A 13,628-nucleotide genomic window follows, 5' to 3' on the forward strand; every position below is an offset into this window, starting at 1 on the left:
CACCTCTGCCACACCTGGAGACTGCGACATGCACACCTTGGACGATCTGGTGGTTGCCGTGCTGGAACTGCCGCCCTCGGAACTGACCGCCGAGCTCAGCCGCACCGGAAACGCGGCGTGGAGCAGCATGCGACACGTGCAGCTGATCGTCAGCGTCGAGGAGCAGTATGGCGTTTCGTTCACGGCGCAGGAGATGGCCAGCGTCAACACGCTCGACGACCTCCGACGCATGGTGGCGGACAAGCATGCAGGGCGGTGACGCCGGCGTGGCCACCGAACCGGCTCCCCCACGGCTCAGTGACGCAGACCTCGGCCGGCTGCTGTTGATCAGGCGGTTCGAGGAGACGCTGTTGCGTTTGTTCGCCGCGGGCAGCATCGCCGGGACCACCCACACCTGTCTCGGACAGGAGTACATCCCGGTGGCGCTGGCCCCGTTGATAGCCAACGACCATGTCTTCAGCAACCACCGCGGACACGGTCACTACCTCGCGCTCCACGACGACCCGGAAGGATTGCTCGCGGAGATCCTGGGACGCGACGGCGGGATCTGCGCGGGGGTGGGCGGCAGCCAGCACCTCCGGCGGGAGCGTTATCTCTCCACCGGCGTGCAGGGACAGAGCGTGCCCGTGGCGGCCGGTGTCGCACTGCACCTGCTACGAAGCCGGACCGGCACCGCAGCGGTCGCGTTCATCGGCGACGGCACCTGGGGCGAGGGAGCGGTGTACGAGGGGCTCAATCTCGCCCGGCTCTGGGAGCTTCCCCTAGTCATTATCGTCGAGAACAACGGCATGGCGCAGTCCACGCCGACCGTGCGTCAGCTGGCCGGCAGCATCGCCGGGCGGGTGCGGGGGTTCGGCATACGCCATCACCTCGTCTCGGACCGGGACACGGCGCGGATACGCGCCGACGTCGCCCCGTTGTTCGCCGCCGCTCGGCGCGGCATCCCGACAGTGATCGAGTTCGTGACCAACCGACTCGGCCCGCACAGCAAGGGCGACGACACGCGTACGGCCGAGGAGATCGCCGCAGTGGCCGCCGCAGACTGGGCGACGATCTACCGGCAGGTGTACCCGGAGCAGTTCGACCGGATCGACGCTGTGCAGCGGAACCGCGTCGTGCGGCTCACCGAGGACGTCAAGTCCAGACCGCTGAGCCGGTGGACGGCCGGAGGGACGGCATGAGAGTCGCCGAGGACCTGAACCAGGCATTGCACGCGCTGCTGACCCAGAATCCCAACGCCTGGGTCCTCGGCGAGGACATCGCCGATCCATACGGCGGCGCCTTCAAGATCACCAAGGGACTCACCAGCGCCTTCCCGGAACGGGTCCTCACCACCCCGATCAGCGAGGCGGGGATCGCGGGAATCGCGGGCGGACTGGCCCTGTGCGGCAACAGCGTAGTCGTCGAGATGATGTTCGCCGACTTCCTCGGTCTCGCGTTCGACCAGATCGTCAACTTCGCCAGCAAGTCGGTCACCATGTACGGAGAGGTACTGCCGATGCGCATGGTGGTCCGCTGTCCGGCCGGCGGCCGGCGGGGCTACGGGCCGACGCACAGCCAGTCCCCGCAAAAGCACTTCATCGGGGTGCCGAACCTCAGCATTCACGAGCTGTCTCCACTGCACCCTGCGGCGGAGACCCTCGCCCGGATGTTCGCCACCGGCGCCCCCGCCCTGCTGGTCGAGGACAAAACCCTCTATCCGTCCGCCACGATCACCGAGACCCAAGTCGACGACCTATTCTCGGTACGCTTCCTCGACGGTGCCCGCAACCTTGCCCACGTGCGCGTAGAGGGTGCGGGCGAGCCGGACGCCGTCATCATCGCCCCCGGCGGGATGCTCGACCGGGCGCTGTCGGCGGCCCGCCGACTGCTACTGGAGACCGAGCAGGTCTGCGACATCATCGTGCCGGCGCAGCTATACCCACTCGATCTGGGCGCCGCTCACGAACTGTTGGCCCAGACGCGCCTGATCTGCTTCGTGGAGGAGAGCACTGCGGGCGGCACCTGGGGCAGTGAGATGGCCAACGGGCTCTACCGCGCGCTCTGGGGCCGGCTACGAGCGCCGATCACGCTGGTGCACTCCCTCGACAGCGTCATCCCCGCTGCGGCGCACCTGGAGTCACAGGTCCTGGTGCGGTCCGACGACATCTTCCGAGCTCTGACCGGAGGCCTCGATGACTGAGATTCGCATTCCCCGGCTCAACTCCAACGACGTGACATACAACCTGGTCGAATGGCTACAAGAGGACGGCGCGCAGGTGGCGGCGGGTGAGCCCTTCGTCGTCGTCGAGACGTCAAAGGCCACCGAGGAACTCGAGATGCCGGCGGACGGACACCTCCGGCACGCCGCCGAGGCTGGCCGCGACTACGCGGTCGGCGCCGTCATCGCCCACCATTTCCGGTCGGCGGAGGAGGCGAGGGTTCACCGCGAAACCGACGACCCGGCGCCGCCGACGCGTTCCTACCTGCTGACGAACGCAGCCCGGGATCTGGTCGAGCGACACGGGATCAGCGACGAGCGCCTGGCCGCCCTCGGACGCCGGATGGTACGCGCCGAGGATGTCCGTGCCCTCATCCACGCGTCGGACACCCCGGCAACGGCCACCGGGCCGGGCGAGGCCGGCGACGACGACCGGCACCAACAGGCCGTAATCGACACCGTGACCAGGTCCCACCGGGAGATCCCGGCAGCATTCACCCTTGTCCGGGTGGAACTGGCCGCAGCACAGCGGCTGCAACAGTCAATCGCCGAGCAGGACCGGACGGTAGTCGGGATTCCCGAACTCGTCGTGGCCGCCGTGGGTCAGGCAGCTGCCAAGTTCCCCCGCTTCTACATAGCTTTTGGACGGGACCGGGATCCGACAGCGAACATCGCCGTTGGCGTCACGATCGACATGGGCAACGGGCTCTTCGTCCCGGTCGTCGAGAAGGCCGCCGAGCGGACCCTGCCGGAGATTGCCGAGATCCTCATGGACTTCCGACGCAAGGCGCTACGCCGGTCATTCCGTGCCCAGGATCTCAATGACGGCGGAGACATCGCCGTGTCGCTGCACAACGACCCCGACGTGGTCTTCGCCCAACCGATCGTCTTTCCGCAACACGCGTGCATGGTGTCCGTCGGCGCCGCCCTCTCCGAATTGGTGCTGTGCGACGACGGCAGCGTGACGTCACGGCCCTACCTGCACCTGGGGCTTAGCTACGACCACCGAATGGTCAACGGCCGTGAGGCGGCGGCGTTCCTGCGGCACCTCAAGACCCGGATCGAGGATCCCGCGCGGGTCTCGGCGGCGACGCCGTGACGGAGGTGGTGGAGAGCCTGCTGGAGCGCCGCCTGCGCTGGCGCCGGATCCTGGCCGAGGAACACGGGCCGGAGCTACGCATCAGCCTGCTGGCCAGCTACACCCTGGATCCCCTCGTTCCATACCTGGGCGTCGCGCTACACGACAGCGGTCTGGCCGCGCGCATCACCGTGTCGCCCTACAACCAGATTGTCCAGGAGTGCCTGAACGACCAGGGCACAGCCGGCAGGTCGGACCCGCACGTGCTGGTGGTGGCGGCCCGACCGGAGGAACTTGGCCCGGCCGGAGCTGATGGTGGCGCCGTGCACCCCACAGTCGCGGACGAGTTCAGCACAGTGCTCGACGCGGCACTCGCGGCGGCTCGACGATGGGACGCCTGTCTCGTCATGCTGCTACCGCCGCGAGCGGACCCACCGGATCCCGCCGTCACCCGGCTCCGGGAAACGGCGCTCGAACGGCTCGCCGGCCAGCCCGCCACGGAAGTCGTGGACCTCGATCCGATCATCTCGGGCTGCGGCGGCTCCGCCGCGCTGCACTTGGACCTCTACCAGCTCGCCCGGATCCCCTACCGCGAGCCGGTGTTCGCCGCGATCGGTGAGGAGATCGCCGCCATGCTGGCCTATCGACACACAGGACCGGTGAGCGGCGTGGTCGTTGTCGCGGACGGCCCGGAACCGTTGAGCGCCGCCCAGCTAGGTGCCATCGAACGGCTGCCCACCGATACCCCCGTCGTCGTCCGGGCCGACCCGACCCTAGCCGGCACGGATCCGCCGGGCGGACTGGGCCGTCCCCCGACGATCTGGTGGACCAACGACGCTCCCCTGGACGACCAGGTCCGACGCTTCGTCGCCTCCCACGGGGCACAAGCCGAGAGCATGCTGGTGATGACGGCCGGACCAGCGGGACGGCTGGAGACGCCCGGGCCTCCGGGGCCGAGGCCGGAACACTGGGCAGCCGGTCGGCGGCCCGGTGGGCACTGGGCCCGGACACCTCGTCCCAGCCCAGCCACCGAGGGCCGGCCTACGGACGTTGCGCAGTACGTCGCCTCGCTCGACGTGCGGTTGACCGGCAGAGCGGCGGCTATGGCAGACCTGCCCGTCCTAGCCGACCTGCTCGCGCGCACCGCCGACTTCACGCTCGGTGAACTGGCTTCCGATCGGCTCTCCGCAGCACTGGTCGACCCTGACTGCGTCGTACGGCTTTTCGAGGTCCGTGACCGCCTCGGCGACTACGGCCTGTGCGCGGCCCTGCTGTTGTCCCACGAACCGGGGGCCTGCGTCGTCGAGGCCTTCCTCGTCACCTGTCCGGCGCTGGGCCGGGGCGTCGAGACCGCCATGCTCGACGAAGTAGCGGCTCGCGCGGGGGCCGCCGGGACAGGACGGATCGTGGTTCGCGCCACCGCGACAGGCCGCAACGACCTGGCCCTGGCCTTCTTCGACCGGCACACCTGTTGGCAGGGCTTACCTCTGGAGCTCGATCTACGCCGGACGGACTGACAGCGAGTCGCCCACCGGCGACAGGGCAAGGAGGACAGACATGATGTCAGTGTGGCACCGATTTCGACACCAGGTCGCGCTCCGGCCGGACGCGCCGGCCCTGTGGCAGTCCGACCGTACCTGGACGTATGCGGAGCTGGCGGCGGAGGCGGAGGAACTGGCCGGCTCGCTAGCCGGCGTCGCCGTCGAGGGGAACGTGGTGTGCTCGGTGGTCTGCACGGTCCACGGCGCTGTGCTTGGGCTACTAGGGGCCAGCGCCGCCGGCACTACCCTGCTCCCGCTCGCAGCCGACGAGTCGGCCACCCGGTTTGGTTTCGTCCTCGACGACTCCGGCGCGGTGGCGCTCTTGACCGAGGACCCCGAGACGGGCGCGCTGAAGGTCGCACCAGTCGCGGAGGGCAAGGCCCAGGGCAGCGTGCCGGCCGGCTCGGCGTACCTCATGTACACCTCCGGCTCGACGGGGCAACCGAAGGCGGTCATCGTGTCGCAGGGGGCATTGCTCGATCGGCTCGATGGCCTCAGCCAGGTTCCCGGGCTGCGAGAGGGCGAGTCGATGCTGGCGTTGACGGCGTTCACCTTCGACATCTGCCTCGCGGAACTCCTGCTGCCACTTACCGTGGGAGGCACGGTGATCGCCGCCTCAGCTGAGGCGCGGCAGCAGCCGGACGCCTTCGCCGCGGACCTGGAGCGGCACCGCCCCGATGTCACCCAGGCGACGCCGAGCTTTTGGAAGTTTGCGATCGCAGGGGGCTGGTTGGGAACGGGCGCCCGTCGACTGTGGTGCGGGGGCGAGGCCATGACGCCGGCGCTCGCCCGCGACCTGCTGAGCCGCTGCGAGGAGTTGTGGAACGTCTACGGCCCGACGGAGGCGACGATCTGGGCGACCGCGGACCGAGTCAGCGACCCGAACCGAATTCGACTCGGTCCCGCGCTGCCCGGCTCCGACCTGCACCTCGTCGATCCGAACGGAGCTGTACTCCCGGTCGCGGCAGGAGTCACCGGCGAGATCGTCCTGTCCGGGAACGGAATCGCCACCGGCTATCTCAATCGCCCCGACCTCACGGCCGCTAGCTTTGACGCGCTGCCCGGCCTACCCACTAACCACTACCGCACCGGCGACTTCGGACGTTGGGCCGCGGACGGTGGCCTGGAGTTCCTGGGTCGACGCGACGGACAGGTAAAGCTGCGTGGCCACCGCATCGAGCTCGGCGAGGTCGAGGCCGCGCTGGAGTCGCACTCCGAGGTGTCCGAGGCGGTGGTCCTCCTCGCCAGGGGCGACGATCCAATCCGCGCGCACCTCGTGGCGGTAGTGGTCACCACCTCACCTGTCGCCCGGCTCCGCGCCTGGCTGGCATCCCGTCTACCCACCGTCATGATTCCGCGACGGACCGTCACTCGCCCGGCACTGCCACGCACTCCGGCCGGCAAGGTCGATCGGACGACCCTCGCCCGCGAACTGGGGCTCTGAAATCGCTAACCGCAGGCGCCGTACCCCCCTTCCCGGGCAACGGAGTTCCTCATTGCTCGAAACGGCCGGAGCGGCGTTCCAGGACGCTGCTCCGGCCGCCCCTCGAGCAGCCGAGTGCCCAGCAGCGGTAGCCAGTGCGGCGGTTGCCGCGGACCAGCAGCCAACGACGCCCGCCGCGAGCGGCGACGGCGGGTGGCAGTGCGATAGAGGACCGCTCGTCGTGCGGCAGCCTTGCGCACCTTGACCGGCGGATACCCGCTGCCACGAGATGGCAGGAAGACCGGCGGCGAGGGCGTCCGCGCGGTGGGCGCCCAAGCCGGTAATCACCTGATGTGAGCCGGCTGCCCGGGCGTGGTGCCGGCTGTCCGCCGGCGCTGGCGCTCACGGCCCGCGCGAGTACTGGTGGGCGCGGCTGCCAGGGCGCATCTGCTGGCAACCCGGCCGGGGGCAACTGGCTGCTCGCCCGGCGCAGTATGACCACCGGGGAGATCGCCTACTACGTCTGCTACGGACCCCGCCGCACCCGCCTGCTCACCTCACTCGGATCGCGAGGGCTCGGTGGGCGATCGAGGAGTGCTTCCAGCAGGCCACGAACGAAGCCGGTCTCGACGAATACCAGGTCCGCGACTGGCGAGCCTGGTACGCCCACATCGCCCTCGCGATGGCCGCCCACGCCTGGCTGTCCGTGGCCCGATCCCTTTCCACAGACGGGGATCCAGCACTGGCGACGACATGATGATCGGCTACACCGTACCGGAGATCCGAAGACTACTCACCACACTCGTAGTGCGATCAACTCACCCACCCGAACGCGTCTGGGCCTGGTCCCGATGGCGCCGACGACGCCAACACCAAGCCCGAATCTGCCACTACCGACGACACGGCTACCCCTGACCAACTGCTGTTGCAGTACTAGGCGTCGCTCTTGCCCCAGTTGCCGAGTGCGACGATCGCCTCGCGCAAGGCGAGCCCGCGATCGGTCAGCGCATAGGCCCGGGTGTTGTGCCGAAGGGGCAGGCGAAACAGCACGCCAGCCGCTTCGAGCTCGCGCAGGCGTATCGCGAGCATGTTCGTCGGCACGCCGAGGTCGCGCTGCAGATCGCCGTAGCGTTGTGGCCCGTCGAGCAGCCGCTCCACGATGAGCAGGGCCCACCGTGCTCCGACGATGTCGAGGGCTGCGGCGAGGTCGCTCACGCGGTCGGATCGACGTCCGCCTTCATCCAGAACGGTGAGTAGTGGTAGCCGTCGGGGTCGTCGAATTGGCGCTGGTACATGAAGGGGTAGTCGTCGGTGTCACCGATCCGCCCGCCGGCGGCGCCGGCGCGGTCAACGAGCTCGTCGACCGCCTCGCGGCTGCCCAGGTTGAACGAGACCGTAACCTTCGAGGGCGTCTGAGGTCCGCCGATTAGCTCTTCGACTCCGCCGACGCTCGCGTACATCTCGCGGCTGCCGAGCATGACGTACTGCTCGGGCGCGATCGCAAAGCACGACACATTGTGGTCGGACATCTCGGTGTTAAGGGTCCAGCCGAGGGCCGTGTAGAAGGCGGTTGCGCGCTCGACGCTCTCGACCGGGCAGGTGATGAAGAGGCTCATGCGGGCCATGCTTGCAAAATGCAAGTGGCCCGTCAAGGGGGCATGCGTCCCGCACAAGGCTCGGGTACTGCCTACGTCCCACACGCAGGCGTTGCCGTGGACGTCCGGGTCCCCGGCAAGGTACTGCGATGGCGTTCATGACTGCTTCGAACTGGGGTGCGTCGCCGACTTGGCCAGCGGTGACGAGCAGGCTCATCGGCCGGCAGCGCGACTCCGCTGCCAGGCGGATCTTGGCAGTCAGGCCGCCTCGCGACCGGCCGAGGCAGTGGTCGACCGGCTCGTGGCGCCGCGTTCTTTTCCCGGCCGGACTCCGGCGGCGTGCTGATGGGCCCGGACCACCGTGGAGTCGACTGCGGTGACCAGCCAGTCGAGCTCACCGGCGGCATCAGCGTCGGCCTGCACCGCGGTCAGCAGCCGCTGCCACGTCCCGTCGAGGGTCCACCGCCGGAACCGCGAGTAGACACCCTTCCAGGAAGCAAACTCGGCGGGCAGGTCGCGCCACGGCGACCCGGTGCGGTACTTCCACGCGATCGCTTCGATTACTTCACGGTGATCGGCCCACCGGCCGCCGCGCTGCGGCGACCGGTCCGGCACATGCGGCTGCAGCCGCGCACACATCTCATCAGAGATCCATCGACGAACCGGCACGCTTCGTCAACGAGCCGCCTTGATCCGAGAGACGCTCCCTAGTCGCGGGTCGTCGCCGTAAGCCTCGTCGACGGCCACCCATCGGCACGACAACTCAGTGGTGAGCGCGGCGGCGACCATCCGAGACGGCCACTGCGGCTTCGTCGCGAACCGCACCTGCTTCCAGCCTCGGCGCGGCGTTCGGCAGCGCACCAAATTTGGACAGGTAGAGCACGGTGTCGAGCATCGCGTAAGCAGCATCGATGGCGTAGACGACATACACAGCGACCTGACAGTTCTCAATCTTCCCCAGCGGTGTCCCAAGACTGCCGCTGCAGGCCGACGGGGTGCCGGTCGTTCTTCAGAGCACTCGGCCCGTCGATGACCAAGACGGCCTCGACATCACCGAGCATCCGCCACCGCTGGACGTCTACCCTGTATCCGGGAACCAACGCCGCATGAGGTAGGTCCCACAGCTGTTCACTATCGACGGCGACCGACCTCGTTCCCATACCACGTCGATCCGCAGCTCAGCCAGGTCAGCGCCCCGGCTGGAGCACTATCAAAGAAGCATTAGTCGGCCAGTTCGTTCAACCGGGCCGCCTGGCCCAGCAGGGTCGGATGCTCAAAAATGTCGTTCATCGTCACCCCCTCGGTGATCCTGTCCCGGATCTCCGACACCAACTCCAGCGCGAGCAGCGAGTGCCCACCCAGCTCGAAGAAGTCGTCATCCGGCTCGACCGGCACCTCGAGTAGTTCAGCCCAGATGACCGCCAGCGCGCGTGCCGTCTCGTCCAGCTCGGCCGGTTCGTCTTCGCAGGACCGGTCCCGTCGAGACGGCGGATTTACGGCCATGTCGAGAAGAGGTGACACGGGAGCAGCGGGGTAGTCGAGGATGTCGGCCAGCAGCTGGGCACAGCGGTCCGCGACGTCGGAAAGTCGCCCCTCCGCTCGGTGGCGCACCTCGACCACCGGCAGATCACCCGTGATCCGCGCGCAGAGAACCAGTGGGGAGTCGGGCAGGGGCTGCTGGACAGGCTCGACCGCCACGGTGAGAGCCGGCGTCAGGGCATGATCCGGTGGCAGCCCATCGACATGTCGCAACGCGCCCACCAACACGTCCAGGCATCGCTCCACGAGCCGATCCCTGCTCTCCTCGCGGACCAGTGGCACCGGGACCGGCACCGGCTGGCCGTCCGGGGCGACCGTGGCGACCATGATCACCTCGCCGACGGGCAGTAGGGTTGCCAGTCCTCCGGCTGCCGCAAGAAGAGAGAGCAGCCGCACGGGGCGGTCGACGGAGATCGCCTTGAGCGCGGCGCGATGCGAGTCGGTTAGCGGAACCGGGAGTATCGTCGGCATGGCCGTGTCGAGGTTGATCAGTGGTTGGCCGGGTCGCACGCGAGGGTCGGCCAGGGTGTGACGCCACCAGTTCCGGGCCACGCCGCCCGCGGCCGAGGTGGCACGGAGGCGCCGGAGCAGGGACGTGGGCAGGTGCTCTACGACGGGCAAAGCGGCCTGGACGGTCATCGGACAGCTCCTGTCTGGTCGGATTCTAGTCGGCGGACAGGGCGCGTGTTGATCGCCGCCACATCGGCCGCAGCCCCTGCAGCGAGCTCGATAAGCACGGCCTCCATGCCTGTCAGCACCGCGGCGATTCCGGGCTCGCCCAGGAAGGCTTCGCTCGCGCGCAGGGTGAACGTCATGCCCGCGCCCGTGCCCACTGCGAGGTGGAAGGACGGGCCGCTCTGCCGACGGGGTCGCTGCCAGGCAACCGCCCGGGCCGCCGGGTGCGTTGGCGGATAGCTCGTCGCGAGTTCGCCGACAAAATTGAAGTAGCAGTTGAACTCCATCGGTTCGGGACCCGACCGGTCCTGCGTGACGAGCAGGTCACGCAGATCGTCGACGTTGTACGCGCCATTGCTGTACGCCTCCATGCTGCTCGCGTACACCGTGCGGACGAAGTCGTCGGGGGTCTGCCCAGGCTGTGGAGCCGCCGTCATCGGGGCGAGCTGATTCAGCGAGCTGACCACGGTGGCCCAGCGTCGGCTGAAGCGGTTGGATGCCATCAGTCCGAAGGTCGCCGCGGACCGGCCGGTGATGTTCAGCAACGCGATGAAAGCGGCCGACAGCGCCACAGCCTGAACCGACACCTTCAACCGGGTGCTGACCGCCTCTGCGGCTGTCAGCGCCGGCAGGCTGTACAAGGTCGCCTGCGAGCGCCATGTCCGGTCCATCCCCGAACGGTCTTCGGCCACGAAGCCGTCCCACCGATCGGCCCAATAGTGGAGGACCCGCTCGTGCCGACGGTGGGCGGCGCGCTGCTCGGCGGCGAGCTCGAGCGGCTGAGCACCCGCCGGCTGCGGATTCCCATCGAGCAGCTCGCGCACCTGTGTGGCCACCGAACGCATGCCGGTGTCGTCCGCGCAGATGTGGTGGAACGACGCAACCAGGTGGGTGGCCTGCCCGTCACGGGTGATCACAGCAGCCCGCCACGGCAGGTCGGTGCCCAAGTCGAGAGCCGTACTGGTTAATGCGGTGGCCGCTTCCCAGACAGCATCCGCCCCAGCCTCGGAAACGTCGACCACCGGCAAGGTCAGGCAGGGAACGGGTAGCACCCGCTGGATCGGCTCCCGGGAACCAATGGCGTCGTACGTCGTACGCAGCGACTCGTTGCGCAGCAACAGTTCGTGCCACGCGCCATTTACCTGCCGTGCGGTGACACCTGGCGGCAGCGGCCACACCTGGGCGGTGTTCGCGTCCACCGGGCCCGGTGGACCGAGGTGCTGCACGGAGCGCAGGACTGACAGTTGCCCGAACGTGACGGGACCGGATCGTTCGACGCGCACGTTCCCTCCGGGGGTGATCGACCGCTCCCGACTTCGGGCTGCGGAACTGGGACGCGGGCCGGCGGTGTTCTCCGCACGATAACGGTCCAACCGAAATTGCGCCGCTGTGCTGAACACCAGTACGCAGTGACTTGACGACACGTTGCCCGCAAATTGGCCAAACGCTATGGTCGAGGGCACCTCTCCGTCGGCTGCGACTACCGCCCGACACCGATTATTCGACATCTCAACGGGGACTCATGGATTTCAGCCTGTTCTATTTTGCCGACGGCGACTCCGATTCCAAGAATCGATACCGTCTACTCCTCGACGGCGCCCGCTTCGCCGACGAACACCGGTTCGCCGCCGTCTGGACGCCGGAACGGCACTTCCACCCGTTCGGCGCCCCGTACGCGAACCCAGCCGTCACCGGAGCGGCGGTGGCCGCCGTTACGGAGCACGTAGGGGTCCGCGCCGGAAGCGTGGTGGGCCCGTTGCACCACCCCGCACGCATCACCGAGGAATGGTCCATGGTGGATTCCTTGTCAGGCGGGCGCGCCGGCATCGCCATAGCCTCCGGCTGGAGCCCGGCGGACTTCGTGCTACGGCCGGGCGCGTATGAGAACAGGGCGCGCCACGTGCTGGAGACAGTCGAAGCGGTGCGTGGGCTGTGGCGCGGCGACGCCGTCTGTGAGATTGACGGCCGCGGGAAAGCGGTCACCGTCACCACATATCCCCGGCCTGTGCAGCCGGAGCTGCCGATGTGGCTGACCAGCGCCGGGAACGTGGAGACGTTCCGAGCCGCCGGTCGGCTCGGCGTCGGTGTGTTGACCCACCTGCTGGGTCAGGACATCGACCGGCTGCGCGAGTTGATCCAGGAGTACCGGACCGCATTCCGGGCGCACGGGAGGTCAGGCCAGGGACACGTCGCCCTCATGTTGCACACATTCCTCGGCACGGATCTCGACCAGGTGCGGGAGACGGTTCGTGCGCCCTTCTCGGCCTATCTGCGCAGCAATCTCAATCTTGTCACCAAGAGCGTGGCCGGCGGCAAACGGTTCGACCCACGAACCGCCTCCGCTGCAGACGTCGATTTTCTCATCGGCAGATCGTTCGAACGGTACTTCCGCACCGCCGGCCTGTTCGGCTCGGTCGCCGATGTCTTGCCGCTGGTTGAAGACCTGCGGCGCATCGGGGTCGACGAGGTGGCGTCTCTCATCGACTTCGGCGTGGGACATGACGTGGTGCTGGCGAGCCTGCCCTACCTGGTGCAGTTGCGGGATCTCATCCGTAGCCGAAGCCAGGACAACCAGCCGTCCTCCTCGTCACCGGCCACCGCCGGGTCCGGCGTGCGCCCGACCGCTCCGGACTTGCCGGCCGTCAACTGAGGAAACGCGCGGTTGCACACCGCCCGGCCGCTGCCATCCATCCGCCCTGAACGGAGACGACCTTGCCAGCAGGCAGGATCTACCAGACCTCGTTCCAAGAAGCCGTCGCCGGCCTGTTCGTGCCGAGCATGGGAACGGAGGTGGTGGCGCCCCTGCTGTCGACGCTGGTGCAACTCCTCCGACCGCGTCATGTCCTCGAGATCGGCATGGGCTACACGACGCCCTTCCTGGCGGCCGCCCTCGCCGACGTCAGACAGCAGGTCGCGCGGGATTCGGCGGCGCTGGCCGCCAAGACCGCCGCCCACCTCGGCTCCGGGCGCAGGCTCGACGGTGATTGGCTCGACGCCGCTCCGGCGTTGGCTACCCCGGCGGCCTATCTCACGGCGTACGAACCGAGGCTGATCGCGGTCGACAACCTATCCAACGAGCATTCTTCGGCGGGACGGGTGCGCGACGCGCTGAAGGATCTGAACCTGACCGGTCAGGTGGACATCGTCAACGCCGACGTTCGAGGCCTTCGAGACGCCCTTCCCGACGATTTCACGCCCGTCGACTTCGCCTGGGTCGACGCGTGGGAGTGTCTGTACTTCTTCGACCATTTCTGGTCATTGATGAACCCCGACGGCGGTGTGATCGCGATGCACTACCTGCTGACCTATCCCGAGGGCGAGGCGATCGTCAAGTACATCAAGCGCTTCGCCCGCAAGCATCCCGACGCGATCGAGATCATCAATCTACTCGAACCGCATAAGCTGGCGCAGAACAGCATTACCCTGCTGCGTCGCATCGACGGGGTGCCCGCCCGAGCCTACGCGGGCGCCGGCGCCGAGATCAGCTATGGGGAAGCACTGCACCGCGACGCCACCCAACAGGCCGGACTCCGCCCGGACACCGTGAGGTGACCGTATCCGGGCGGAGGCGACCGGG

The 13,628-nt window shown here is 68.2% G+C and carries 14 protein-coding genes and 1 pseudogene; 9 read left to right on the plus strand and 6 right to left on the minus strand.

Translation table 11 applies throughout. The features are described 5' to 3' along the window. The first annotated feature begins 28 nt into the window (after positions 1–28). From ACGFIR_RS14750 to ACGFIR_RS14780, 7 genes and pseudogenes are all read left to right on the plus strand, one after another. Complete coding sequence (locus ACGFIR_RS14750) at positions 29–259, plus strand: acyl carrier protein (protein WP_393145326.1); 231 nt, start codon at positions 29–31, stop codon at positions 257–259. After that, positions 246–1,181, plus strand: a complete 936-nt coding sequence (locus tag ACGFIR_RS14755; RefSeq protein ID WP_393145328.1) for a thiamine pyrophosphate-dependent dehydrogenase E1 component subunit alpha — start codon at positions 246–248, stop codon at positions 1,179–1,181. The genes ACGFIR_RS14750 and ACGFIR_RS14755 overlap by 14 nt, the downstream gene beginning before the upstream one ends. Next, positions 1,178–2,182, plus strand: a complete 1,005-nt coding sequence (locus ACGFIR_RS14760; RefSeq protein ID WP_393145330.1) for an alpha-ketoacid dehydrogenase subunit beta — start codon at positions 1,178–1,180, stop codon at positions 2,180–2,182. The genes ACGFIR_RS14755 and ACGFIR_RS14760 overlap by 4 nt, the downstream gene beginning before the upstream one ends. After that, the gene (locus tag ACGFIR_RS14765; protein ID WP_393145332.1) at positions 2,175–3,299 is read left to right on the plus strand and encodes a 2-oxo acid dehydrogenase subunit E2; all 1,125 of its coding nucleotides are present in this window, start codon (positions 2,175–2,177) and stop codon (positions 3,297–3,299) included. Before ACGFIR_RS14760 ends, ACGFIR_RS14765 begins: the two co-directional genes overlap by 8 nt. Beyond that, positions 3,296–4,795, plus strand: coding sequence for a hypothetical protein (locus ACGFIR_RS14770; RefSeq protein ID WP_393145334.1), 1,500 nt, complete (start codon positions 3,296–3,298; stop codon positions 4,793–4,795). The genes ACGFIR_RS14765 and ACGFIR_RS14770 overlap by 4 nt, the downstream gene beginning before the upstream one ends. A 43-nt stretch (positions 4,796–4,838) precedes the next feature. Next, positions 4,839–6,263: an amino acid adenylation domain-containing protein gene (locus ACGFIR_RS14775; RefSeq protein ID WP_393145336.1), complete on the plus strand. Its 1,425-nt coding sequence runs from the start codon at positions 4,839–4,841 to the stop codon at positions 6,261–6,263. Positions 6,264–6,606: 343 nt separating this feature from the next. Beyond that, positions 6,607–6,999 (plus strand): annotated as a pseudogene (locus ACGFIR_RS14780) (IS701 family transposase); the annotation flags it as partial. A 176-nt stretch (positions 7,000–7,175) separates the two neighbouring features. On the opposite strand, the gene ACGFIR_RS14785 reads toward ACGFIR_RS14780, so the two are convergent. The 6 genes from ACGFIR_RS14785 to ACGFIR_RS14810 form a co-directional block, all read right to left on the minus strand. Next, entirely contained in the window at positions 7,176–7,457 is a 282-nt protein-coding gene (locus ACGFIR_RS14785; RefSeq protein WP_393145338.1) for a winged helix-turn-helix transcriptional regulator, read from the minus strand. Further along, positions 7,454–7,858, minus strand: a complete 405-nt coding sequence (locus ACGFIR_RS14790; RefSeq protein WP_393145340.1) for a VOC family protein — start codon at positions 7,856–7,858, stop codon at positions 7,454–7,456. The genes ACGFIR_RS14785 and ACGFIR_RS14790 overlap by 4 nt, the downstream gene beginning before the upstream one ends. A gap of 237 nt (positions 7,859–8,095) precedes the next feature. After that, on the minus strand, positions 8,096–8,506 hold the full coding sequence (locus ACGFIR_RS14795) for an IS5 family transposase (protein ID WP_393145342.1): 411 nt from the start codon (positions 8,504–8,506) through the stop codon (positions 8,096–8,098). Positions 8,507–8,600: 94 nt separating this feature from the next. Beyond that, a complete protein-coding gene (locus ACGFIR_RS14800) occupies positions 8,601–8,768 on the minus strand; it encodes a hypothetical protein (protein ID WP_393145344.1) in 168 nt (55 codons plus the stop codon). Between the two features lie 290 nt (positions 8,769–9,058). Continuing rightward, complete coding sequence (locus tag ACGFIR_RS14805; protein WP_393145346.1) at positions 9,059–10,015, minus strand: phosphopantetheine-binding protein; 957 nt, start codon at positions 10,013–10,015, stop codon at positions 9,059–9,061. Further along, the gene (locus ACGFIR_RS14810; RefSeq protein ID WP_393145348.1) at positions 10,012–11,334 is read right to left on the minus strand and encodes a condensation domain-containing protein; all 1,323 of its coding nucleotides are present in this window, start codon (positions 11,332–11,334) and stop codon (positions 10,012–10,014) included. The genes ACGFIR_RS14805 and ACGFIR_RS14810 overlap by 4 nt, the downstream gene beginning before the upstream one ends. Before the next feature lie 239 nt (positions 11,335–11,573). On the opposite strand from ACGFIR_RS14810, the gene ACGFIR_RS14815 reads away from it, so the two are divergent. After that, positions 11,574–12,701: a MupA/Atu3671 family FMN-dependent luciferase-like monooxygenase gene (locus ACGFIR_RS14815; RefSeq protein WP_393145350.1), complete on the plus strand. Its 1,128-nt coding sequence runs from the start codon at positions 11,574–11,576 to the stop codon at positions 12,699–12,701. Positions 12,702–12,763: 62 nt separating this feature from the next. After that, the gene (locus tag ACGFIR_RS14820) at positions 12,764–13,603 is read left to right on the plus strand and encodes a hypothetical protein (RefSeq protein WP_393145352.1); all 840 of its coding nucleotides are present in this window, start codon (positions 12,764–12,766) and stop codon (positions 13,601–13,603) included. Positions 13,604–13,628: the final 25 nt, after the last annotated feature.

The organism is Micromonospora sp. NPDC049051, from assembly GCF_043197575.1.
Lineage (GTDB): Bacteria > Actinomycetota > Actinomycetes > Mycobacteriales > Micromonosporaceae > Micromonospora.